23 protein-coding genes are annotated in these 24,251 nt (G+C 33.6%); 9 read left to right on the top strand and 14 right to left on the bottom strand.

All coding sequences use genetic code 11. The annotated features are described in order from the left end of the window. Positions 1 to 17: 17 nt before the first annotated feature. On the bottom strand, positions 18 to 698 hold the full coding sequence (locus ABWH96_RS07760; protein ID WP_375580901.1) for a Crp/Fnr family transcriptional regulator: 681 nt from the start codon (positions 696 to 698) through the stop codon (positions 18 to 20). Positions 699 to 847: 149 nt separating this feature from the next. Here ABWH96_RS07760 and ABWH96_RS07755 point away from each other — a divergent pair, with 149 nt between their 5' ends. The 3 genes from ABWH96_RS07755 to ABWH96_RS07745 are packed head-to-tail and all read left to right on the top strand — an operon-like array spanning position 848 to position 2,509. Further along, on the top strand, positions 848 to 1,390 hold the full coding sequence (locus ABWH96_RS07755; RefSeq protein WP_375580900.1) for a CopD family protein: 543 nt from the start codon (positions 848 to 850) through the stop codon (positions 1,388 to 1,390). 5 nt (positions 1,391 to 1,395) lie between these two features. After that, on the top strand, positions 1,396 to 2,058 hold the full coding sequence (locus ABWH96_RS07750; RefSeq protein ID WP_375580899.1) for an SCO family protein: 663 nt from the start codon (positions 1,396 to 1,398) through the stop codon (positions 2,056 to 2,058). Beyond that, positions 2,048 to 2,509 carry a c-type cytochrome gene (locus ABWH96_RS07745; protein WP_375580898.1) on the top strand — a complete coding sequence of 154 codons (462 nt, stop codon included), beginning with the start codon at positions 2,048 to 2,050 and terminating at the stop codon, positions 2,507 to 2,509. The genes ABWH96_RS07750 and ABWH96_RS07745 overlap by 11 nt, the downstream gene beginning before the upstream one ends. A 2-nt stretch (positions 2,510 to 2,511) precedes the next feature. Here the strand turns inward: ABWH96_RS07745 and ABWH96_RS07740 are convergent, their stop codons facing one another. The 3 genes from ABWH96_RS07740 to recA form a co-directional block, all read right to left on the bottom strand. Then, on the bottom strand, positions 2,512 to 2,913 hold the full coding sequence (locus ABWH96_RS07740) for a hypothetical protein (protein WP_375580897.1): 402 nt from the start codon (positions 2,911 to 2,913) through the stop codon (positions 2,512 to 2,514). 65 nt (positions 2,914 to 2,978) lie between these two features. Then, positions 2,979 to 3,593, bottom strand: coding sequence for a DUF3267 domain-containing protein (locus ABWH96_RS07735; protein WP_375580896.1), 615 nt, complete (start codon positions 3,591 to 3,593; stop codon positions 2,979 to 2,981). A gap of 143 nt (positions 3,594 to 3,736) precedes the next feature. Continuing rightward, positions 3,737 to 4,768 (bottom strand): recombinase RecA, encoded by a 1,032-nt coding sequence (gene recA / locus ABWH96_RS07730; RefSeq protein WP_375580895.1) that lies wholly within the window; start codon positions 4,766 to 4,768, stop codon positions 3,737 to 3,739. A 102-nt stretch (positions 4,769 to 4,870) separates the two neighbouring features. Here recA and ABWH96_RS07725 point away from each other — a divergent pair, with 102 nt between their 5' ends. The 5 genes from ABWH96_RS07725 to ABWH96_RS07705 all read left to right on the top strand — a co-directional run bounded on the left by ABWH96_RS07725 (position 4,871) and on the right by ABWH96_RS07705 (position 9,656). Further along, a complete protein-coding gene (locus ABWH96_RS07725; RefSeq protein WP_375580894.1) occupies positions 4,871 to 6,001 on the top strand; it encodes a hypothetical protein in 1,131 nt (376 codons plus the stop codon). Continuing rightward, on the top strand, positions 5,998 to 7,032 hold the full coding sequence (locus ABWH96_RS07720; RefSeq protein ID WP_375580893.1) for an aminopeptidase: 1,035 nt from the start codon (positions 5,998 to 6,000) through the stop codon (positions 7,030 to 7,032). Before ABWH96_RS07725 ends, ABWH96_RS07720 begins: the two co-directional genes overlap by 4 nt. 111 nt (positions 7,033 to 7,143) lie before the next feature. Continuing rightward, complete coding sequence (locus tag ABWH96_RS07715) at positions 7,144 to 7,833, top strand: response regulator transcription factor (RefSeq protein WP_375580892.1); 690 nt, start codon at positions 7,144 to 7,146, stop codon at positions 7,831 to 7,833. Positions 7,834 to 7,841: 8 nt separating this feature from the next. Then, on the top strand, positions 7,842 to 8,924 hold the full coding sequence (locus tag ABWH96_RS07710; protein WP_375580891.1) for a sensor histidine kinase: 1,083 nt from the start codon (positions 7,842 to 7,844) through the stop codon (positions 8,922 to 8,924). A gap of 18 nt (positions 8,925 to 8,942) precedes the next feature. Beyond that, positions 8,943 to 9,656, top strand: coding sequence for an RluA family pseudouridine synthase (locus tag ABWH96_RS07705; RefSeq protein ID WP_375580890.1), 714 nt, complete (start codon positions 8,943 to 8,945; stop codon positions 9,654 to 9,656). A gap of 21 nt (positions 9,657 to 9,677) precedes the next feature. Here ABWH96_RS07705 and ABWH96_RS07700 read toward each other — a convergent pair whose 3' ends face one another. From ABWH96_RS07700 to ABWH96_RS07655, 10 genes are all read right to left on the bottom strand, one after another. Beyond that, positions 9,678 to 11,282 carry a DNA mismatch repair protein MutS gene (locus ABWH96_RS07700; protein WP_375580889.1) on the bottom strand — a complete coding sequence of 535 codons (1,605 nt, stop codon included), beginning with the start codon at positions 11,280 to 11,282 and terminating at the stop codon, positions 9,678 to 9,680. Positions 11,283 to 11,335: 53 nt separating this feature from the next. Beyond that, positions 11,336 to 12,523, bottom strand: coding sequence for a hypothetical protein (locus tag ABWH96_RS07695; protein ID WP_375580888.1), 1,188 nt, complete (start codon positions 12,521 to 12,523; stop codon positions 11,336 to 11,338). Further along, a complete protein-coding gene (locus tag ABWH96_RS07690) occupies positions 12,520 to 13,389 on the bottom strand; it encodes a hypothetical protein (protein WP_375580887.1) in 870 nt (289 codons plus the stop codon). The genes ABWH96_RS07695 and ABWH96_RS07690 overlap by 4 nt, the downstream gene beginning before the upstream one ends. A gap of 4 nt (positions 13,390 to 13,393) precedes the next feature. After that, complete coding sequence (locus ABWH96_RS07685; protein WP_375580886.1) at positions 13,394 to 15,094, bottom strand: DUF1501 domain-containing protein; 1,701 nt, start codon at positions 15,092 to 15,094, stop codon at positions 13,394 to 13,396. A gap of 105 nt (positions 15,095 to 15,199) precedes the next feature. After that, entirely contained in the window at positions 15,200 to 16,861 is a 1,662-nt protein-coding gene (locus tag ABWH96_RS07680) for a DUF1800 family protein (protein WP_375580885.1), read from the bottom strand. Between the two features lie 235 nt (positions 16,862 to 17,096). Next, positions 17,097 to 19,328, bottom strand: a complete 2,232-nt coding sequence (locus tag ABWH96_RS07675) for an NADP-dependent isocitrate dehydrogenase (protein WP_375580884.1) — start codon at positions 19,326 to 19,328, stop codon at positions 17,097 to 17,099. Positions 19,329 to 19,956: 628 nt separating this feature from the next. Further along, complete coding sequence (gene panB, locus ABWH96_RS07670; protein WP_375580883.1) at positions 19,957 to 20,775, bottom strand: 3-methyl-2-oxobutanoate hydroxymethyltransferase; 819 nt, start codon at positions 20,773 to 20,775, stop codon at positions 19,957 to 19,959. Between the two features lie 12 nt (positions 20,776 to 20,787). After that, positions 20,788 to 22,308, bottom strand: coding sequence for a PAS domain-containing sensor histidine kinase (locus ABWH96_RS07665; RefSeq protein ID WP_375580882.1), 1,521 nt, complete (start codon positions 22,306 to 22,308; stop codon positions 20,788 to 20,790). Between the two features lie 159 nt (positions 22,309 to 22,467). After that, positions 22,468 to 23,322: a DMT family transporter gene (locus ABWH96_RS07660; RefSeq protein WP_375580881.1), complete on the bottom strand. Its 855-nt coding sequence runs from the start codon at positions 23,320 to 23,322 to the stop codon at positions 22,468 to 22,470. A gap of 201 nt (positions 23,323 to 23,523) precedes the next feature. Then, positions 23,524 to 23,835 (bottom strand): hypothetical protein, encoded by a 312-nt coding sequence (locus tag ABWH96_RS07655; protein ID WP_375580880.1) that lies wholly within the window; start codon positions 23,833 to 23,835, stop codon positions 23,524 to 23,526. Between the two features lie 122 nt (positions 23,836 to 23,957). On the opposite strand from ABWH96_RS07655, the gene ABWH96_RS07650 reads away from it, so the two are divergent. Continuing rightward, positions 23,958 to 24,248 (top strand): GNAT family N-acetyltransferase, encoded by a 291-nt coding sequence (locus tag ABWH96_RS07650; protein ID WP_375580879.1) that lies wholly within the window; start codon positions 23,958 to 23,960, stop codon positions 24,246 to 24,248. Positions 24,249 to 24,251 lie beyond the last annotated feature (3 nt).

Genomic DNA, 24,251 nt, shown 5'->3' with positions numbered 1-24,251 from the left:
AAAAGTGCTTCCTTTTTTTATGCCAATAATTCCATATCCCGAATTAAGATTTTCCTTCTATCGAAATTGATGACATTTTTATCTCTTAATTCATTTAAGATAGTGGTAACCGTTTGTCTTGAAGTACCTGTTAAAGCCGCTATATCTTTATGCGTCAAATGACTGGGAATCATGGTTTCATAGCCCACTTTTTTACCGTGAACCTGAGCTTCATCTCTCAGAAATTCGATTATTCTGGTTCTGGCATCCTTAAAAACCAGAGATTCTAATCTTCTTTCAGTTTTGCGTAAGCGTAAGCCAATCAATTTCATCATCTTAAAACTCAATGGCTGATTATTGGCCATCAAATTTTTCATATCATCCAAAGTCATAGGACAAACAATAGTTCCACTGTCCATGGCTTGTGCAAAATCCTGTCTTTTTTCTTCTCCTGTCAAGGCCAATTCACCAAAAATCTCACCTTTGCTTAAAATTGCCTTCACGGATTCCTTTCCATCTTCCAAATAAGAGCCAATTTTTATTCTTCCCTCTGCAATCATGTAAATATAATTCGAGGCATCTTCAGGAAAATAAACAAATTCCTCCTTTTTGAACTTAGTCATAGGATGTTCATCTTCAATGCCATCAATTTTATGTGGGCAAAGGATGTTAAACAAATCAACATTTTCGAAATACCATAGTTGAGTAGAATCTGCCATATTACTTGTTGGAGTTAGGGATTGTAATAATTGTTACTAAATCTAATTTTATACTTTACGGAACTAAACAAAAATAAGTTCATAATCATTACTTTTGCAGCAGGATAAAATATTCCTAGTTCAAAAAATTGATATCCTAATTAAAAAATATGTATTTATATATTAAATCTTTGCATATCATTTTTGTAGTTACATGGTTTGCTGGATTATTTTATATCGTTAGGCTTTTTATTTACCAAACAGAGGCACTCCAAAAACCGGAGCCTGAAAAAGGGATACTTCATGCCCAACTGAGTAAAATGTCAAGGTTGTTGTGGAATGTGATTACCTGGCCATCAGCTATCATTACTTTAATTTTAGCTACCACTTTGCTAGTTTTGCAACCCTTTTGGCTGCAACAGCCTTTTATGCACATAAAATTGACCTTTGTGTTTTTCCTATATCTTTATCATTTTTCTTGCCACTATATTTATAAAAAACTGCAAAAAGGGGAAATCAAATATAGCTCAACACAGTTAAGGATTTGGAATGAAGTAGCAACTCTTTTTCTGGTTGCCGTTGTATTTTTAATAGTTCTTAAAAATGAACTTAATTGGATTTGGGGTACAGTTGGTTTTATAGCTTTTGGGGTGGTCTTAATGATTGCCATCAAAATATACAAAGCAATAAGAAATAATAAATCAGAAAAATAAAAAATATGAATTTACATAAATCAATCCTTCTTTTCACATTGGCAAGTTTAACACTAGTGGCTTGTGGATTAGAAAACCAAAAAAATAAAAAAGCGGAATTTCCTGTATTAGGGAGAAAACAATATGTAGAAAAGGTAGTAAATGGCGAAACTGTTACCGACACGGTTGACCATACAATCCCTGATTATAAATTAGTGAATCAGGACAGCAATTGGGTAACTCCTGAAACCTTTGAAGGAAAAGTATATGTGGCCGATTTCTTTTTTACCTCCTGCCCTACCATTTGTCCTACTATGAAAAAAGAGATGTTGAGAGTATATGAGGCATATAAGGATAATGATGAGGTTGGCATTATTTCTCATACCATCGATCCTGAATATGATACTGTTGCTTTATTGAAAGATTTTGCCGAAAAACTAGATGTGGAAGCTCCAAAATGGAATTTTGTAACAGGTGAAAAAGAAGCCATCTATGAATTAGGGCAGAAAGGTTATATGGTAACAGCCATGGAAGATGAAAATGAAGAAGGCGGTTATCTTCATAGTGGTGCTTTTGTTTTGGTGGATAAAGACAGAAAAATCAGAGGGGTTTATGATGGAACACGCTCTGAAGAAGTTGATAAATTAATAACAGATATCGAATTATTACTGGCTACTTATGAAGAGTAAATCAGCATTCTTTTCAATAGTAATTTTAAGTACGGTACTTTTTTCATGTGGCCGATATGAGGAATTTAAAAATTCAGCTACTGAAAACTATTCCAACGAGAAATTACAGAAGTATGCCAAATATATGATACAAGGCAAACAACTTTACACTACGCATTGTAGCAACTGCCATCAGGAAAATGGAGCTGGTTTAGGAAAACTATTCCCTCCTTTGGCTAAATCAGATTATATGCTGGAAAATATTCCTAGAAGTATATGTGCTATTAAAAACGGCTTAAAAGGAGAAATTAAAGTAAATGGCAAAACTTATAATCAAGCTATGCCAGCACTGGATAGATTAAGCAATTTAGAAATAGCTGAGATTTCAACTTATATTTATAACAGTTGGGGAAATGAAAAAGGCATGATTGAATTAGAGACAGTTGAAGAGTCTCTCTCCAACTGTCCGTAATATTATTGATTCAGATAATCTTCAGCTTCAGAAATACTACTTTTCATTTGTTGACTTACTTTCTCTATTGACGATTTTTGATCTTTTAGATAGACAATTTTCTCGTCATCTGACATCCCTTCCATTCTAGGATCATAATTTCGCATCCAATTCATCATAGCTTTATCTGATTCCTCCAGCGCATTAATTAATTCCTGAATCTCTTCATTCTTAACATCTTCAGTAGAATCTTGATTTGCCTTCAAAGACTTCTTCAATTTCATGATAGTATCCATTTTCGGCATTACCTCATCATGAACTTCTATAGTTTCAGACTTTAATTTCTCAACTTCTTTCTCTTTTGATTCACAACTTATCACTAACACAGCAATTAGCACCAAGCTTAATTTAAATACAGTTTTCATAATATTAGATTAAAGAATTTAATTCAGAAACGCTAAGAGAAGCTGGAGGTTTTATAAAACCAATATTAGGGTATTGATTTATAAAAAATTGTCTTGTTCTCTTCTGAACTATAAATATAGCAGTTTGGAAACTTAAATAAATAACTGCAAACCGCTAAATCCTTCATGGCATACAATGCATGAAAAAAAGAAAGGGAAAGTAAGGTGAAAAGCAATATTCCATCAGTATAAAAAGCTAAAACAAATGGAAGTACTGAAAAAATAGAAAATGTAATTGCGCAGATAAAATAAAACTTATTTTTACTTAAAACGAAATCATTAGCTTGTACATTAAACCTAAAAAGGCTCCAATTCCATTTGAATTTTATACTTTTCGCTCCAAATATTTTGAAAACTACTGCATGAATTAACTCATGTAAAACAGGTGTAACTAATAATGAAAGTAATAATCCACCTGTTATTCCTACAATCCAAAACCTAGATTCTATACTAACTAATTCATAATTAAAAAAAATATAGAAAACTCCGATTAAACCAATTAATAGGTAGGTCCAATAAATTTTAGTGATAAGGTTTTTCCTGCGAATGAATGTAGTAATAAACAGCAACCATTCAGAGCTATCCATGATAGACAGCACATTTTTGTAATGGTTTTTATTTTTTAATAGCTCTGGACTCATCTACACATAAATCTACGTGAAAATCAGTCTTAAGATTAATAGTTTGTGTTAAGCTTTAGTGAATTTTATATGTAGGTGGATACAAAAAAAGCAGCTAAGTTTCCCTAGCTGCTTTTAACACCTTATTTAAATAATAATTAGACTTATTTCTTAGCTTTTTCAGGCTTTCCCTCTAAATCCTCTCCATTAATTTTTGCTCTAATTTTAGTTTCCAATTCCTCCATCAGTTCTGGATTATCCAAAATTAAAGACTTAACTGAATCCCTTCCTTGGCCTAATTTATTATCCATATATGAGAACCATGAACCAGCTTTCTTAATCACTTCCAGTTCTACGCCTAAATCAATAATCTCACCTACTTTAGAAATTCCTTCTCCGTACATAATGTCAAACTCGACTACTTTGAAAGGAGGAGCCATTTTATTTTTCACCACTTTAACCTTCACTCGGTTACCTGTAATATTATCAGGTCCTTCTTTAATGCTTCCGATTCTTCTGATATCCAATCGAACAGATGCATAAAATTTCAATGCATTACCACCTGTAGTTGTTTCAGGATTACCGAACATTACCCCGATTTTCTCCCTCAACTGGTTGATGAAAATACAAGAACAACCTGTTTTACTAATTGCACCCGTTAACTTTCTTAAAGCTTGAGACATTAACCTAGCTTGAAGCCCCATTTTGCTATCTCCCATTTCACCTTCCAATTCCCCTTTAGGAACCAAAGCCGCTACAGAATCGATTACCACTATATCCAATGCTCCTGAGCGAATCAGATGTTCAGCTATTTCTAAAGCCTGCTCACCACTATCAGGTTGAGAAATCAATAAATTCTCAGTATCAATCCCTAATTTTTCCGCATAAGCTTTATCAAAAGCATGTTCAGCATCAATAATAGCTGCCATTCCTCCTGCTTTTTGAGCTTCCGCTATACAGTGCATGGCCAAGGTGGTCTTACCTGATGATTCTGGACCGTAAACTTCAATTACTCTACCTCTCGGAATACCTCCGATACCCAGGGCAATATCCAATCCCAAAGAACCAGTATGAATGGATGGAACATCCACAACTTTCTCGTCACTCAACTTCATTACGGAACCTTTCCCGTAAGTTTTGTCCAGTTTATCAATTGTTAGTTGTAATGCTTTTAATTTTTCGCTTTTTTCGCTCATCTTTAATATTTTGTATAGGGCTTATTTGTAAATTGCTGCATCGAATTTAGCAGGAAAAGAGACAATTGCCAAATGCTTAGCCTTGCTTTATAACTAAATTTTATGCAATTCAAATTTATTATTGTTTCAATCCTTATTTTAGTCATTTGTGCTAATCATTTGATAGCTCAGTTAGACAATACTGGATTCGAACAAAGGATTGAAAAAGACAGTACTTTAGAAGATCCATTTAGCTTTTCTATTAGAGCTTTATCTTTTAATAAAAATAATGAGTATTTCAATAAAATCGTAAAAGGCTATACTTTGTTTGGAACCAGATTTATTCCAAGTATTGGATACCAACTTCACGAACAAGTTAATATACAAGCAGGTATTTTCTTGCAGAAAGATTTTGGAAACAATAACCTAACCTACTCCATCCCTTATTTCAGCATATTATATGATTGGAATAACAGTCAATTGATTTTTGGAAATTACAATGGCTCCATTCATCACCGTATGCTTGAACCATTGGAAGATTTTGAAAGGTTATTAGTGGATGCTCCTGAAAATGGCATTCAGTATTTATACAATACTGAAAGAATATTTTTTGATGCTTGGATCAATTGGGAGAAAATGATCTATCAGAATTCTCCTTTTAAAGAGGAAGTATCAGGTGGCTTGGTAAGTCAATATGATATAATTAAAAAAAATGGAAATACAACTAGCCTTCATTATCAGTTTAGAGGCTATCATCGAGCCGGACAAATAGATACCGTAAGAGGTTTACCTTTAGTTACTAGATTCAATAATGCAATTGGAGCTTCTTATCAAAAAAAGTATAATTCAGGCTTTATAAAAGGGCATAAATGGGAAGGGTATTTTTTACACTTTATTGATGACAGTTTTGAATATCGTTTACCATACACCGAGGGACATGCCTATTATCTTAATGGGACTTTAGAAACAAAAATCGGGGATTTTATGCTAAGTTACTGGCATGGAGATCATTTTTATTCTTATAAAGGCGGAAGATTATATCAATCCTACAGCACTGACCCTAATTCAAGATTTTTTGAAGACGAAAGACAATTATTAATTCTAAGAGTGATGAATGAATTTCATATAGGCGAATCCTCCACCCTTTTATTAAGATTCGAACCTTACTGGGATTTCAAAAATCAATTATTCGAATTTTCTCACGCTATTTATTTTAATATTTTTAAAACTATTCCAATAAAAAAAAATAATTGAAGTCTGTATTTCGCAAAATAGTATTACTAGGTTTAACTGTATTAAGCATTTTCATTGTATTGAAATGGGATTTAATCCGATATGGCTGGCAGCAAGCTAAAGGTCAGTTTTCCATTATATATAATGCTGAACCCTTAGATTTCTATTTGAATAAAGCATCTTTTCCAGACTCTTTGAAAGCTAAAATCGAACTGGTAAAACAAGTCAAAGCATTTGCTAAATCCGAAATAGGATTCTCCTCCGAAGACCAATATCAAAAAATGTTTGATCAAGAAGGCAAAGAGCTAATGTGGGTGGTAACAGCTGCCTATCCTTACCAACTCGAAAATTATGAATGGAAATTTCCCGTTTTGGGAAAAGTCAGTTATAAAGGATTTTTTATTCAAAAAGAAGCCTTAAAACTCGAACAAGAACTGAAAGACAAGGGATTTGATGTCCGATTAAGAACAGCTAGCGCATGGTCCACTTTAGGTTGGCTTAATGATCCGCTATTAAGCAATGTATTGCAATACAGCAATGGTAGATTAGCTGAATTGATTTTTCATGAATTAACGCATGATGAAATCTTCATAAGAGATAGTGTAGATTTCAATGAAAATTTAGCTTCTTTTTTCGGACAAGAATTCACTAAAATGTTCTTTGAAAAAAATCCTGATGAATTTAATCAAGATTATGAAGATTATTCAACTCATCTTGAAGATAAACATGCCCTCAATCAATTTATCAGAAATTATATACCCAGATTTGACAGTCTCTACCAGGAAATAGAAGGTTTTAGTACTACTGAAAAAGAAAATCAAAAATATTACTTCATAGAAAAATTTAAAGCAGAATTAAGGGCGCAAAAATTCAAAAACCCAAAGTATATCGAATTCCTGAAAAGCGAAATTGAGGTAAATAATGCGTATTTACTGGCATATAAACGCTATTCTGGCCATCAGCAACTACTTAAACAAAAGTTAAAAGAGCAATTTGATGGAGATATTTTAAAAATGTTGGAATTTTATCAAAAGAACTTCAATTCTTTATAGTGCATGTATCCTTAAGTTTAATTACATATTAAGAAATTGTTATTACCATTTTAATCGCTTAATTTATAAATATTTTTATCGAATTTAGCCTAAAACAAAACACAAAAAAACATGGGAAACAAGCAAAGCCACAAAGTGCTTGTCGTTGATGATGAATCAGACATTTTAGAGCTATTGGAATATAACCTTACTAAAGAAGGTTATGAGGTAAAAACAGCTCAAGATGGAAAAACGGCAGTTGAAAAAGCTCAAAAATTTCAACCTCAATTAATCTTGCTTGACATCATGATGCCCAATCAAGATGGAGTGGAAACATGCCGCCAGCTAAGGGAAAATCCGGAATCAGCTAATGCATTTATTATTTTCTTAACGGCTCGTTCTGAGGAATATTCCGAAGTTGCCGCCTTTGAGAATGGAGCAGATGATTATATCACCAAACCCATAAAGCCCCGCGCATTAATGAGCAGAATTAATGCATATTTTAGGCGTGATGTTAAAAAACAGAAAGACAGCAATAAAATTACTATTGGTGGCTTAATGATTGACAGAACTAGTTACACGGTAACTGTAGATGGCAAACAAGTATCTTTACCGAAAAAGGAATTTGAGCTATTATATTTTCTAGCCCAAAACCCAAATAAAGTCTTCAATAGAGATGATTTATTGCAAAATATATGGGGTTCTGACGTATATGTTTTAGCCAGAACTGTAGATGTTCATGTTCGAAAAGTAAGAGAAAAGGTAGGAGATGGCTATATTTCCACTGTTAAAGGAGTTGGTTATAAATTTGATATGGAATAATAAAAACTATGCTTTTTAATTCCAGAGGAGTTTCTGTTTTATTAGCGCTATCAATTGCCATAGTTACAACTGCCTTCCTAAGTTTGTTGGAAGGCGTTGGAACCACGGCCTTAGTCCTAACTTTCATTTTATCCTCATCTTCTTCTTATTTATTAATAAGCATCGTATTGGAATTCCTGTTTTTCAAGGAAATCAATAAACTCTATGAAGTTTTCAATAAGCTTGGAGAAAAAGATTATTCATTTGTAAATGATATAGAAAATCAACAATCATTCAATCCCTTAAGGAAAATCAATCAGGAGATTTTTAGTTATGCCGCCAATAAGCAACAAGAAATTGATGAGCTAAAAAGAATGGCGACTTACCGTAGAGAGTTTTTAGCAGACGTATCTCACGAATTAAAAACACCTATTTTTGCAGCCCAAGGCTTTGTTTATACGCTTATAGATGGTGCTGTTAAAGATAAAAAAGTAAGAGGTAAATTCTTGAAAAAAGCAGCCAAAAGCTTAGATGGATTGGAAATGTTAGTTAATGATTTATTAACCCTCTCCCATATTGAAGCGGGTGAAATCACCATGCACTTTGAAGAAATTGATCTATTGGCTTTGGTTGAAGATGTTTTTGAGCAATTTGAAGGAAAAACAGATAAAAAGAATATGAACCTTCAATTTGATAAATCTTATGAGGGTCCAATCAACGTAATTGCCGATTATCAGCGTATTTATCAAGTAATTGTAAATTTGATATCCAATGCCATTAAATATTCCGATGAAAATACCGAAATTGTGGTCGGTTTTGAAATAACTGAAAAGGATGTTACCATAGCTATACAAGACCATGGTGCTGGAATTTCACCTGAACATATCAAAAGGATATTTGAAAGATTTTACCGAATTGACAAAAGTAGGTCGAAAGAAAGAGGTGGCACAGGTTTAGGTTTAGCAATTGTAAAGCATATTATAGAGGCGCATGGCTCATCCGTTTCAGTAACAAGTACTGTAGGAAAAGGCTCTCTATTCAGCTTTAAGCTTCCTGTGAAGAAAGTGCCAGAACCTTATGTACCAATAGCTGATGAGGAAGAATCAGAATAGATTAATTTAAATTTTAGAATGTATTATAAATCACTAAACCCGCTGATTATAGAAGAATCAGAGGATTACATTTTCATTAATAAGCCTCCTTTTGTTTCTACATTAGCAGACAGAAATGATCCCGTGACCATATTGTCATTAGTGAAAAAATACAACGATGATTACCAAATATGCCACAGGCTTGATAAAGAAACTTCGGGTGTTTTATTAGTCGCAAAAAATCCTGAGGCTTATAGAAATGCATCCATGCAGTTTGAGCACCGGCAAGTGGAAAAAATCTATACTGCAATAGTAGATGGGCTGCATCAATTTAAGGAAGAGGAAGTGAATTTACCTTTGCATACCACCGCCTCAGGTTATGTTAAAATCTCACATAGACAGGGGAAAAATGCCAAAACTTTTTTTAATACTTTAGAAACCTTTAAAAAGCATTCATTGGTTGCCTGCAAACCAGAGACAGGTAGAATGCATCAAATCCGAGTTCATTTAGCTTCTTTAAATGCATCTATAACTGGTGATGAAACCTATGGCGGGCAGCCCTTATATTTATCTTCCTTTAAAAGAAATTTTGTTAAAGGGAAAGAAAAAGTAGAGCAGCCTATTATAAAAAGATTTGCTCTTCACGCAGTAAACATAAGTTTAACCGATTTAAAGGGAAAAGTAATCTCAGTAGAGGCACCTTATCCGAAAGATATTGAAGTAGCGCTAAAACAATTGAGAAAAAATAAATAATAACCTGAGTTCGATTCTAATTTAGGATTGACCACTATTTAAATCTAATCTCTCTGCAGTTTTTTCGGCTTCCTGTATGATAGTTTTTGGATATTCATTTATATCCAAAATTCTAATGGCATTTCGGGTTTTAAGCTTCCCCTCCTTTAGTTTGTAATCAAAATCTACTTTCTCATCTTTTATAATCTCACTAAAATGATAAAGATCAAATTCTTCCTTCAATAAATCAGCAAGTTCAATATCATGCGTAGATACAAAAACCAAATTATTATGCTTTGCTAAATAAGATAATACCGCTTTGCCTGCTGAAATTCTCTCTATCGTATTAGTGCCTTTAAATATCTCATCTAGAAGAAATAGATGGTAGTGCTTACTTTCAGAACTAGTAATCATTTTTTTTATAGTAGATACCTCCTCAAAATAATAGCTCTTTTCATTCATCAGGTCATCACTTATTCTGATAGCAGACATCAATCGCACTTTAGGTAATTGAAATGCCTCTGCAAAAGCAGTATTCAGTGCCGTGGAGGTAATAACATTAACCCCAATTGTTCTGATAAAAGTGGTTTTACCAGACATGTTTGAGCCTGTCAACAAAATAGATTTACTGGAAGTATCAATATCATTGAGTACACAATTTTCTATTAATGGATGATAAATTCCTTTTGCTTTAATCCCTTCTTCCGGATTTAAAAAAACAGGTAGGCTATAATTCTCTAAACCCAGGCGCAATGAACTAATAGAATATAGCATATCTATTCTTCCTATAGAATTGAATAAAATACTGATCTGCTTCTGATTATTTTTTATTCGATTCAATGCCTTGAAGAATATGATAGGTTCTAAAACCAAAATGATTTTAATTATTTCGAGGATACTCCACGATAAGCTTGTCATATCACCTTGTAATTTATTTTCCATTTGAAATAAATAGAAGTGCTTCTTCACCTTATCAATTGCAGATATGGACTTTTCCAATTTTTCATCTTTGAAAATATCAGAATCATGTCCACTTAGATGTTTAGCTACGGTTTGGAGTTTTACCAATTCTGGTAAGGATGAAATATAATGGGCAAGATTATTTTTATTCCTATAGTGAATTACCATATTAATAATAATCAAAACAGGGACTACATAAACCATGGCAGTACTGAATGAAAGGCTAATAGTAGAAATTAATGACAAAATGGAGAGAAAAGGAAGAAGTCTATACCACTTAGGAGCTTCGATAGGCTTATCCTGAAACAACTTAGCAATATAGAATGCTTCTGTTTGCTTCAGTTTTGATAATTGTGCTTCCAAAACTAATCTTAATTGATCATCCTCCGCAATCTTCTGAATCCACTTTTCTTCCTCTTTATCAATTTTAGTATCATTATCAAATACTCTTAATTGATTGTAGAGATATTGTTGACCAATTTTGGAATTGGTTCGATCCAAAAACATGAATAACTCGTCAAAATCCAGATCGTTACAAACTTCATCTGTAATAACATGTGATGATTCGGATTTATGAGCTTTTAGGAAAAATTCTGATATCCAGCTAAAGAGAAAAGTTTCGGTTTTAATCTTTCCAAAGGCCTTATCATTAACTGAATTCTTTGATTTGTATTTAAATAATTTCAATCTAAATGAGTTGATAGCGAACTCGCAAATTGCTCAAATTTTTTAAAAACAACTTATAAAATTTCTAGTAATTGCTCTTTGGTAATTTTCTGTAAATAAATTCTTTCAAATCTACCTGCCAAAAATGTAGTTCCAGTAATGGCGATTCCACCATCTTCTAATTCTATAACACTTGAAAGTGTAAATGGATTCAAAGTACCCAAATAGTAAGTTGCTTCTAACTGGCCAGAGTTCACATCATAGAAATACAAAACCACTTGCCTGCCTTCTGTTTCTGAGGCTATAACAACCAATTCCCTATTAATACCATTAAAAGGAATAATTCTACAAATAGCTCTTTCTGTAATTTCAGGTATATTCCTGTCAAATAAATTTACGGAGGAACTTATATTATTTATGGGTAAGGTTGTTTTAGCATTCATAAAATGGTCGGAAAACTGATAGCCGACAAATGCGAAATCTCCAGAAGCAGTGGTGTGTGCTGCTTTCAAACCCGCATCAGTACCTTGTCCTTGCAAAACACCTGTCGGTTCATCGCCAAAATTTGTAAATACCATGGATAAGGTATAATTATAAAACCCGTTGAAATAATAGCGATTACCAGCTGCTTGCCCGCAGAAAAATGGCAGTCGTGCACTTCTTTTTGTAAAATGATTAACGATAGCATCTTGAACATCGCTTCCAGGCCCTATGGAATATCGTGCTTGTTGTAAAATACCACCTTCCCTACTTACTTCAGTTATAATCGAGTTGAGTCCGTCAGGATCATAAGAGAGTAGCAATAAATTATTGTTTGCTGTTACATTTGCTGCAAGCGGATAGGAAGCAGTAGTATTTAATGCGATAGTATTCAAAGATCCATCTTCAGATATAACTGCTAAATATGGCCGTAAAGAATTCCTATCCATACAGAAAAAATATAATGAGTTCCCTACTTTTAATAATGATTTTGTAGGTGCAACAAATGCTTCTTCTAATTGCTGCTCGCTCACAAAATCTCCAAGAGAATCAGTGACTACTAGGTTAATGCCAGAGAAATCACTTGAAGAAAGTCTTCTTTCTGATAAAATGTAATAATTATTTGCATTGAACTGAAGACCAACCGGATTGTAGGAAGCATTATAATTAGCATCATCATAAATTTTTAAAAATGATTGTTGCTGCGGTTCTAATTCCTCATTATCACATGAAAAAGTGAATATTGAGATAATGGACAGAAAAAATATTAGACTATTTTTCATAATGCTTTAAACTGGCTGTCAATAAATCGGAGTGGGAAAACAAAACTTAAAGATGCACTGTAATTTTGGAGACTGTAATCATCTTGAACCTCTCCGAAAGATGAAAAAGTATTTTCATTGAATCGTGTTTCACTATTAACGATAGATTGAAAGCTGTGTCTGTATTGCACATCAAATATGCTGCGAATATTCCAGAAATCGAAGCTAACGCCCACTCCTCCAAGTACTCCCCAATTATTTTTAATCTCCTCTTTATTATTAAGCTTAATATTAGCTCTTTCAAATTCAACTGGCTGACCAGAAGCATAATCTGTCTCAAAAATTTGAACCTCTTTATTTGCATCAAAAGCAATGGAGTAAAAAGCTCCTGCCATTACAAAAGGTCTTATTTTATCTCCAATTATATCATATTTAACCGCTACAGGCAATTCTAGAAAGGTAATGCTTTGCTGCACATCATAATTTGTTTCATATTGGTCTCTTTCTGTTTCGCCAGACCAACTTAATTCACTGCTATAGTTTATGTTGTTTCTGAAAAAGGTAGGGAAACTCAAAATGGAAAATCCTTTATGATAGAAAGTGACATCTAACCCAATATGGAAAGCAGGACTTACAAAGTTTTCATATTCCTTTTCTAAATTTTCATTGCTATAATTAATAGGGTTTAAACCAGAATAGCTTTTTATTAAGGTAGTCTGACTAAAATTAGTACCTCCTCTTATTCCTAACCACCATTGTGTATTCAAGAATTCTTGAGCCTGAGAAGCAGGAGTGCTTGGTTTTTTCCTCTTCTGAGCCAAACTATCAAAAACTGAACAGACTAAAAGAAAGAATAATAAAATTGATAGATGTTTAAGCCTTGGCATAAAATCAGTTTTTGATAAGTTTTTTACTGTCATTTATATTTTTGGCATTTACTCTAATGGTATATATCCCTGATTTTAAACCAGAAACATCTAATTGAATATCATTACTACCCTGATGAAGTGTTTTATTGAGAACTCCTATAGATTGACCATTTATGCCCATGATTTCAATTCTTACTTTGCCTGGTTCATTACTTTGTATTTTTAGATTAGTCCTTTCGCCTGCAGGATTCGGAAAGGGATTATCTACATTAAAATGCTTTCCTAACCAAGAATTAGTTCCTGTTATGCTGTTAGAGACCATTTCAACATCTGGTAAAGGATTCCCATTTTCATCTGTAGCATTGAAAAAATCCCTAAAGAAAATATCATTATTAATGCTTTCTTGATCAACACCTAACCATTCATGCAAAAGACTAGCATAAAGCTGTCGGTAATCAAATTGCAAATCAACATTGCTCTTATTCAGATCAGGATTGGTTCCAAAAACACCTGGATTTACACGGTTTCCAAATACCATCACAGCACCACCTTTCCCGTGATCAGTACCATAGCTACCGTTTGATGGAATTCTTCTACCAAATTCACTCATACTGATAGTGAGTACTTTATCTTCCATACCTCTAGCTTTCAAATCCGCATGAAAAGCTTTCATTGCCGCAGAAATATGATACATTTTGGTGGCATGCACACCCATAGTGGTATTAGTGCTTTCCACTTGACCAGCATGGTTATCAAAACCACCCATTTTCACTAAAAATACTTTAGTTTTAATGCCTCCACCTAGCAAACGAGAAACCAACTTTAATTGTCCGCTCAAAGGATTTCTCAAACTTCCAGATGGTGCATTAAAAGGATAAATTTCAGGGTATTCAACTGCACTTTCGTTTGAAGATTGATAAATCTCTTGTAAGCGTTTAATATAAGTTTCGGATTTATCTTCCAATCCTAAAATCCAGTCCATTTCCTTTTTGTAAGGAGAGCCATTAAGGTGCTCTGGAGGTAAGCCTCTTGGATCTACACCTTCATCAGCAAATCCTTCCAAGTTTTCTATCTGATTCAAAAGTGCCCCTGGACTATTTCCTAATGAAATAGAAGTTGGAATATTTCCTTCCTGATGAAATAATAATGAAGTATCATTCCCCATTTCTAAAGCCAGAGGATCAGGCATTCCAGCGTTAGGGAAATCATCAGGGTAAGCGGAAGGTGAGTAAACTTGGTTTAAATATCTACCTATCCAACCTGAAGAGTAATAATCATCATAATCACCTCCCATAAACCAAATATCACGGCCACGGAAATGTGATCCATTATTTTTAGGATAGGATACACCTTGATATACAGCAGCCTGACCTCGATCATACATACTTTTGAAATCGATCATATCAGGATGTAGTCCTACTTGATCAGGGGCTTCCAAGGTACTATCTAGTGGGATTAAAGTCCTGTTTCCGCTTTTATACGGAATAGCGATATTTGCTCTTCTATTATAATAAAGATCGTAATTCTCAATTGGAATAAAACTATTAAGACTATCATTACCACCATGCAGCTGAAGTATAACGATTACTTTATCATTATCACTTTTGGGCAAAAGGTTTTTAAGTGGTTGATGTGAGGATAAAAGACGCAAAGGAATCCCCTGAAAGGCAATTGGTGCGCCTGCTGCAAATCCTAATTGTTTTAAAAACTTTCTTCTATTCATGGCCTACATCAATTGATATTCAGGTGATTGCAAAATAGCATTAAAAAGATCTTGTAATTGTCTTTCTACTGTTTCCCTATCCACGCCTTGAGTCCATCGGATGGTTCAGGCTTCTTCGGGATTTTCATCTATTTGAAAGGTTTTTAAAAATGCATCCAGAAAATAATTCAATCTCTCTTCAGTTAAAGGGCTATTATCAGGATTATCAAATCCTAAATTATCGGTTAAAGCAAGAAATTGATTAGAAATTTCAACGACCAAATCCCTTGCATTTGAAGCAATATTATTGTCAACATATTGTTCCACATATTCAATCGGAGTCTTCAATGCAACAGCCATACCCTCCATATCGGCATTACTTACACTCTGAACATAAGCATAACGCTGAGTCAAATAAGAAGTAGTGATCCAACCCCTATGATAAATAGGGAATTGATGATACGCCAGATAACCTGCTACTTCGAAAGGCTCATAAAAATTTAAGCCCATATCTCCCATCTTACCCAACCAATCGTTTGTGATCTCATAAAAGGAATTATAATCTGAAATGAAATCAGGTAATTCTAATGCCACACTTCTAGCATGACCTATTATTAAATCCAAAGGACTCTTAATGATACTGCCAAAATTATCATCAGAAATACCATCTCCACCTTCATAAAATTCTTTACTGCTAAATAAGGCTTGCAAAACAGCTTGTAGGCTAAAGTTTTCCTCCACAAAAACAGCGGCCATATTCTTAATAACACCATTTTGTATTTCCTCACTTATTTCATGGTAGACAAAAAAGCGATAGATTTTTCTGCAAATATGAATGGCTGTTTCTTCTTGTTGAAATATGACTTCAATGAATTGCTTAATTTCATCTACTGCACTTTCATAAGTAGCCTGGCCATTTAATAATAATTCCGGGTCGGGGCTGATGACAGCATTATTAAAACGAAAACTTAATTGTTTGCTTTCATTATCGTGCTGAGCAGCAGTTAGTCCATTTCCCTTTGCAATTCCAGTTGGCAATTCGGTTTGTTCGTCTATAAAACTAAAAGTATCGTCTACATTAAAGCCAGATAAAATTCTGGCGCCTACTTGAACATCTTGTTCCGTAAAAGTACCGTAATCACCTGTATCGTTATCTCCTTTATCCGTTCCTTCTAATCCTCTACCTACAGAATATAATTCTAATAATTCTCTGGCATAATTTTCATTTGGGCTTCCCTTCACATTTAGTCGACCATCTAAAAATTGTAACATCGCATTATCCAAGGAGATTTTTATAACTAAATCTTTGAAACTTAGAGTTTCACCTGTTTCTTCTATTTCTAAATATTGGTCAAAGGCAAACTGACGAAAAAGTTGGTTTTGGAAATATAAAGCTCGGCTATTGCCTACTACAGACTTTTTGGTTGTGAAATGAGTATGTAAAAAATAGACTAATCTTTCTCTAAAGATGTAAGACAATTTTTGTTCTTCTGCTACATTAGCTCCTAAAAACTGCCCTAATTGCCATCCTAAGAAATACCGCTCTAATTCAAAGCCTTCACTGTTGGCATCTGTAGTTCCTGTTGTCATCCATTCCTGACCAGTTGCTGGATCAATAGGTGGTGCTGGATATGGGATTTCAGATACAAACAATTTATTCAATGCCTCTTGCGGAGTGTATTGAGAAAACTCTTGAACCAAATCTGGAGTAGCACCAAATACGGTTCTTCTTAAAAGATGAGCAGCTCTTTGGTTTCCTAGTACTTCAATCAAAGGAGTTAGTGGCATATTATTTAAAGGATATAATTATCAAAAATAAAAAATATAAATCTTTATTTACAATTTAATCGGATAAAAATTAAGTTTTATCGATTGATAATTAACCTTTATGGATATATAGACTGAGGTCTTACCTTTTATTTTTTTTTGGTTTAGAGCTCAATAAATCATCTAAATAAAAAAGCTCCTTATTGGATCTTAAATCTTCAAAGGAGCTTAAATTTTTACTTATAATGATTTACACTCAGCTTACTATTGAATCTAAAATCTCATTCAATGTATTACTAGGTCTCATCTGTTTTACTAAAATACTTTCTTCTGGCTTATAGTAACCACCCATATCAACTGGCTTACCTTGAGCGGCAATAAGTTCCTCATTAATAACCGCTTCTTTGAGGCTCATACTTTCTGCTACTCTACTGAAAATCTTTTTCAAGTCAGCATCTTCATCCTGATTTGCTAAGGCTTCAGCCCAATACATCGCTAAATAGAAATGGCTTCCTCTATTATCAATCTCATTGACTTTTCTTGAAGGAGATTTATTTTCATCCAAAAATTTAGAAGTCGCATTATCTAAAGCAGCTCCTAAGATTTTAGCTTTCTCATTACCGAAAGTTTTACCTAAGTGATCCAATGATACTGCTAAAGCTAAAAATTCACCTAAAGAATCCCATCTTAAGTGGCCTTCTTCCATGAATTGTTGTACGTGCTTTGGAGCAGATCCACCAGCACCAGTTTCAAATAATCCACCTCCATTCATTAATGGAACGATAGACAACATTTTAGCACTAGTCCCTACTTCTAAAATTGGGAAAAGATCGGTCAAATAATCTCTTAAAACATTTCCTGTTACAGATATAGTGTCTTTTCCTTCCACTATTCTTTCAAATGAAAAACGAGTTGCTTCAACAGGATTCATAATTCTGATGTCCAAACCATTTGTATCATGATCTTTCAAATATTCATTGACTTTCTTGATCAATTCTGAATCATGAGAGCGATTACTGTCCAACCAGAAAACAGCTGGGTTTCCAGTATCTTTTGCTCTATTCACCCCTAATTTCACCCAGTCTCTGATTGGCGCATCCTTCACTTGACACATTCTCCAAATGTCGCCTTCAGCTACTTCATGACTTAATAAAACATTTCCATTGGCATCTTTAACCTCAACAGTTCCAGCTTCAGGAATTTCAAAAGTCTTATCGTGAGAACCATATTCCTCAGCTTTCTGAGCCATCAATCCTACATTAGAAACACTTCCCATAGTAGATGGATCTAAAGCTCCGTTTTTCTTACAGAAATCTATGGTTTCTTGATATACTCCTGCATAACTTCTATCTGGAATAATCGCTTTTGTATCTTGCGTTTTGTTGTCATTATTCCACATCTGACCTGAAGTTCTGATCATGGCAGGCATGGAGGCATCAATAATCACATCACTCGGAACATGAAGGTTAGTAATACCTTTGTCAGAATTTACCATTGCCAAATCTGGTCCTTCATTGTAGCAAGCTTCTATATCAGCTTCAATTTCTTTTCTTTTATCCTCTGGTAATTCGTCTACTTGAGATAAAACAGATGCAAATCCATTGTTAACATCAACGCCTAAATCATCTAAAGTTGCTTGGTGTTTTTCAAAAACTGGCTCGAAGAAAGCTTTTACGGCATGGCCAAAAATAATAGGGTCAGAAACCTTCATCATGGTTGCTTTCAGGTGGATCGAAAATAATACACCTGCTTTTTTCGCCTCTTCTTTTTGCTCTTTTAAGAAGGCACGTAAAGCAGAAGCACTCATGACTGCAGCATCAATAATTTCACCTTCTTGAAGTTTTAATCCGCTTTTTAGTTCTTTAACATCTCCAGATTTAGTTTTCAATTCAATTTTCACCTCTGTTGCAGACGGTAAAGTGAGTGATTTTTCACTTCCATAAAAATCTCCTTCGCTCATGCTCGCTACATGACTTTTAGAATCTTTACTCCACTCTCCCATGCTGTGAGGGTGTTTTTTAGCAAATTCTTTTACTGCTTTAGGAGCACGTCTGTCAGAGTTACCTTCTCTTAAGACTGGGTTTACAGCACTACCTTTAACATTATCATATTTGGCTTTTACTTTCTTTTCATCCTCATTAGCTGGTTCATCTGGATAATCTGGTAAATTATATCCTAAGGATTGCAATTCCCTTATTGCAGCTTTTAACTGAGGAATAGAAGCACTAATATTAGGTAACTTCACAATATTAGCCTCAGGAGTTTTAGCAATTTCACCAAGCTCAGCTAAATCATCATTAATTTGTTGTTCTGGCTTTAATCTCTCTGGGAATTGAGAAATAATACGCCCTGCTAATGAAATATCTCGAGTTTCAACAGCTACACCAGCTGAATCAGTAAATGCTTTTATGATAGGTAGAAAAGAATAGGTTGCTAAAGCCGGAGCTTCATCTGTTTTGGTATATAAAATCCTTGCAGTTTTAGACATGGTTAATGTATTTGATTTAAAATTTAATAAACATCAATAAGTAACGGCCATTCGGAAGCCTTGTTCCAAATTTCAGGATGTGAAATTAAATAAAAGAAAGAGTAGATAAAATTATTTCACTAGGCATTCTTCAGGTAGCTCGAAACATTATTAAAAACAGTTTGTTTCTAAGCAAAAAATTATGGAATTTGTAATAGCAGGGGGTACGGTTTTAATAGCAATTGGGGTAGTTTATGTTTCTTTGAAAAGGGTTTTTAGGGATTGAAAGTTAATTTATTAGATTAGTAGGTCTACTACCAGCCATTAGGACAGTATTAACATTCATATAGAACATTAAAAATCTAATTATTTCATTCAGTGCGTCATTCCCACGGAGGTGGGAATCTATAGATTTTAACCTTTGGTTAAAAAATAATCAATAGGCTTGGGGCACCGAACTTATATCCTTTTACATATTGTGATTTAAATATAGTTTATTGAAACTTCGTTTCAATATTGCAAGATCCCTTTCTTCAAAGGGATGACGTTCTAATCTAACGAAGTATAAAGATTTAAACTAAATCATTTAATCTCAAATCATGCAAATAGTCAATATACCGCCAACCAAGGTCACTAACTCCCAAAAACACTAATACATCTCATCCTCATTAGGGAATTCAATATTTTTCACATCTTCTACATATTTACCGATGGCTTCTGTTATAACAGTATCCAAACGAGCATAGTGGCGCAAGAATCGTGGTTTAAATTCGGTTGTAATTCCCAATAAATCATGGAGTACTAAAACTTGTCCATCAACGTAGGGACCTGCGCCAATCCCAATGATAGGGATATTAACTTCCTCCGCTACTCTTTTAGCCAAATCAGCAGGTATTTTTTCTAGAACTATGCTAAAGCAACCGCATTCTTCCAAAATCTTAGCATCTTCAATTAATTTTTCAGCTTCAGCTTCTTCTTTTGCCCTTACCGTGTAAGTTCCAAATTTATAAATTGACTGAGGTGTTAAACCTAAATGGCCCATAACTGGAATTCCAGCACTTAAAATTCTTTTTATAGACTCCTGAATTTCAGCTCCTCCTTCCATTTTAACTGCATGTCCACCTGATTCTTTCATAATTCGGATGGATGACCGCAATGCTTCAGAAGAATTCCCCTGATAAGATCCAAAAGGAATATCCACTACCACTAAAGCTCTTTCTACTGCCCTTACCACTGCAGAAGCATGGTAAATCATTTGATCAAGCGTGATAGGTAGAGTAGTTTCATGTCCTGCCATAACATTTGAAGCAGAATCACCTACTAAAATGACATCTACTCCGGAAGCATCTACCAATTTTGCCATCGAAAAATCATAAGCCGTAAGCATAGAAATTTTCTCGCCACGGTTTTTCATTTCCTGTAATTGGTGAGTAGTGATTTTTTTAATAGGTTTTTTATGAACTGACATGCAATTTTTTGTTTAAGATTCTCTTTTATATCTATTCGGTATATTTATAGTAAACTTGGTTCCCTCTCCTTCTTTAGATTGAACGTCCAACTTAGCATTTAATTTCTTTATCACGTTTTTTACGATATACATTCCCAAACCACTACCTTCACTGCTTTCGGAAGCTCGGTAAAACATATCAAATATTTTTTCTAATTTATCTTGGGGAATACCTTCTCCATTATCTTCAATTATAATTCTTGCCTCTTCGGCTGAAGTTTCAATATCAATATTAATATAAGAAATATCGACTTCTAAATTTTTCCTATACTTAATTGAATTTGATATAAGATTATTTAGAATGATACGGATTTTAGTCAAATCAGAATGAAAAGGATACCATTGTATTATCTTTGTTCTGATTTCAATATTTTTGGTAGTATAAACATGATGAAAATTGGTGATACTGTTGTTTACTTCCACCATAAAATTAATGGGGACAGCATCAGGCTCTTCCATTCTATTATCCCGTGACATTGCCAATAGGTCAACCACAAATTTATCCAACCTATTGATGCTGCCCGTTATCATTTCAATAATCTTCCGTATTTCGGCTGGCCTTGTCTCGGTTTTTAAAATTTCAATTAAGCCCATTAATGAACGTAAAGGAGACCTAATATCATGAGAAGCATGATACACAAAATTATCCAACTCAAAATTTAATCTTTGCAGTTCTATCAGGTTCTCCTTAAACTCACTTATATCCCTAAAAATAATATCGTAATAAGCTGTATCATTAGATTCAACTTCTATAGCAGATATAGAAACCCAAGTCTCTGATTCATCCCAACGCTCAAATTTTGCCTCAAATTCTTCTATTGACTCTTTGTCAATCAACTGCCCTAATAATTTAACAACATCTTCCTTATCTTTAAAAGGATCAGACATTTTCATATGTCGCTTTTTCTCAGGAAGCGCTAAAATATTAAGTCCTTTCTGGTTAATTTCTATTACCTCAAAATCAGATTTCCTGACTCTCATGATACCAATTAGAGAGTTCTGAAAAAAGTTTCTATATTTCTCTTCGCTTGATTTAATTATCTCATCACTGCGCCTTTTATCTGTAATATCTCTATGAGATCCTGAAACCCTAATAGGGCGCCCATCTTTATCAACTGTGAGTTTGGCGTTAGATCTTACCCAAATATAGTGGCCCTCTTTGTGTTTAAGCCTAAATTGAATATTATACTCCGTCCTTTCACCTTTAATAAATTCATTTAAAGCATTAACAGCAAAATCCTTGTCTTCTGGATGCATCAAGTTTTCCCATAGCTCAAAATATTCATCAAATTCTTCTGGATCATAACCTAACATGGTTATCCAAGGTGGGGAAATAAAAACCTCTTCAGTAATGAGATCTCTATCCCATAAACCTTCATTAGCTCCTGCAGCTGCATATTGATATTGAGCTAATTTTTTCTTTACTGCCTCTAACTCCTGTTTTATTTGAAGATTTTCCTTTTCCAAAGAGATTTTTTCTTTATTGTAATTCATTCAAAACATATGGCAACCTCAATCATTCATTTTAAATGAAAAATAAACTTAATTGAAGCTCATTATAAATAATCCCATAAATTGAGAAAAACCTTTTTAAGGAGCAATCAAAATCAAATCAATTCGATAACATGGCCTATTTGTTCGAGAAACATATAGTCATTTTATTTTTTTGACTCGTTCAATCCTATTTTTAAACCAAATATTTAGAATAACTCCTAACAATATTAAGAAAATTCCAGAAAAAACTATCCAATTATAAGATTCATCGAAAAATACATAGCCATATGCAAGCGCGTATACAATGGTTAAATATTTTAAACTGGCCACTTTTGATAAGTCTTCTGACTGGTATGACATGGTCATGAAATATTGGGCAAACTGAGTTAATACACCAATTGCCAAGAGAATCAGCCACTCATTTCCAACAGGCATTTCCCAATTGAAGGCTGAATAGATACCCGTAAGAGGAGTAGTCACCAAAGGAAAGTAAAAAACGATGACTAAAGGATGCTCAGTCATTTTTATTTTTCTAATAATGTTATAGGCCAAGCCAGCAAATATGGAAGAACTAATTCCGATGATGAACATCTGAACAGAAATTCTAGGGTCAAAACCTTGAATAATTATTAAACCAGCAAAGGCCATGATATAAAATATCCACTGCTTTGGATGTACTCTCTCTTTTACTATGAAAATTCCCAATATTGATGTAAAAATTGGAGATAGGAATTGCATGGTTACTGCACTTCCTAAAGGGATGTTTTGAAGTGTATAGAAATACATGGTTAAAGCCACTGCCCCCACTGCACCTCTAGCAATCAACAGCTTTTTGTTATTCCCTAATACAGGAACTCCAATGGATTTTAAATAAACATAACTCATTACGAAAGATATGAGAGATCGAAAAAAAACAATCTCCACAGCAGGAATATTAGGCAACATTTTGACGAAAACATTCATGGTTGCAAACAAAAAACCTGCGATAATCATGTAAAGAATCCCCTTATTCATGTGTATATAATTGTTTTTAAGTTGCCACAACTTGTCCCGTATTTATCGGGATGGAATTCAATAAATTTTATTCATCCTGGGTTGGTATGTTGAGGATTCTAAAATTTATGCTCATTTCATAATATTATTTAAGCTTGCAAAGCTAAAAGCTTATTATGAAATCAGAGCAATATTTAAAGTAAATAATGAGAGATAAATTGATTAGAATTGATGGAACCAGTAGTAGATTATCTCATTGAAAACAGAAAAAACACCTGATTTTGACTTTAATTGATAATTCTGATTACTTAAATTTTCTTTGAACTCTATAATATCAAGAGATGATTCTTGAACTGAATCAGGTAAAAAACTTCCTTTCTTTTCATTTTTTCCTAGAATATCTGTTTCATTTTCTGAAAACACGGGATTTGAACTCACATTTTTATTACTCAACGATTGTGGTAAAAGAACCGTATTGAATGAAAATAAGAAAATACATCCTAAAAAGAATCTCTTTAAGTATAGGTTCATCATGAAATTTAGTGACTGATCTATATTCTTTAGATACTTCTATTATTTAAAAAGTTGCATCAAGAGATTTGAAATTTTATCATTTGGATATTTGGCTTAACTCAAACCCTATAATATTAATCAAAATGGAAAAAGAAATTCAATTTCATTCATCAGAAAATAAAGGAAAAGCATATATGGGTGAATTTAATTCTCCTATTGCAGAAATGACTTATTCAATTACACCCAACTCAATGTGGATAATTGACCATACTGAAGTAAATGAAAGCCTAAAAGGTCAAGGAATAGGTAAAAAACTATTACTTAAAATAGTGGAAGAGGCTAGAAATTCAAAAATTGAAATATTGCCATTATGTACTTATGCAAAGCATGCTTTTGAAAAGGATGAAAGTATTCAGGATGTGTTGAAAAATTAAAAA

The sequence above is a fragment of the Marivirga tractuosa genome, from assembly GCF_042140215.1.
Classification (GTDB): domain Bacteria; phylum Bacteroidota; class Bacteroidia; order Cytophagales; family Cyclobacteriaceae; genus Marivirga; species Marivirga tractuosa_A.
Note: the sequence above shows the minus strand (reverse complement) of the source record. Positions and strands in the feature narration are given on the sequence as shown.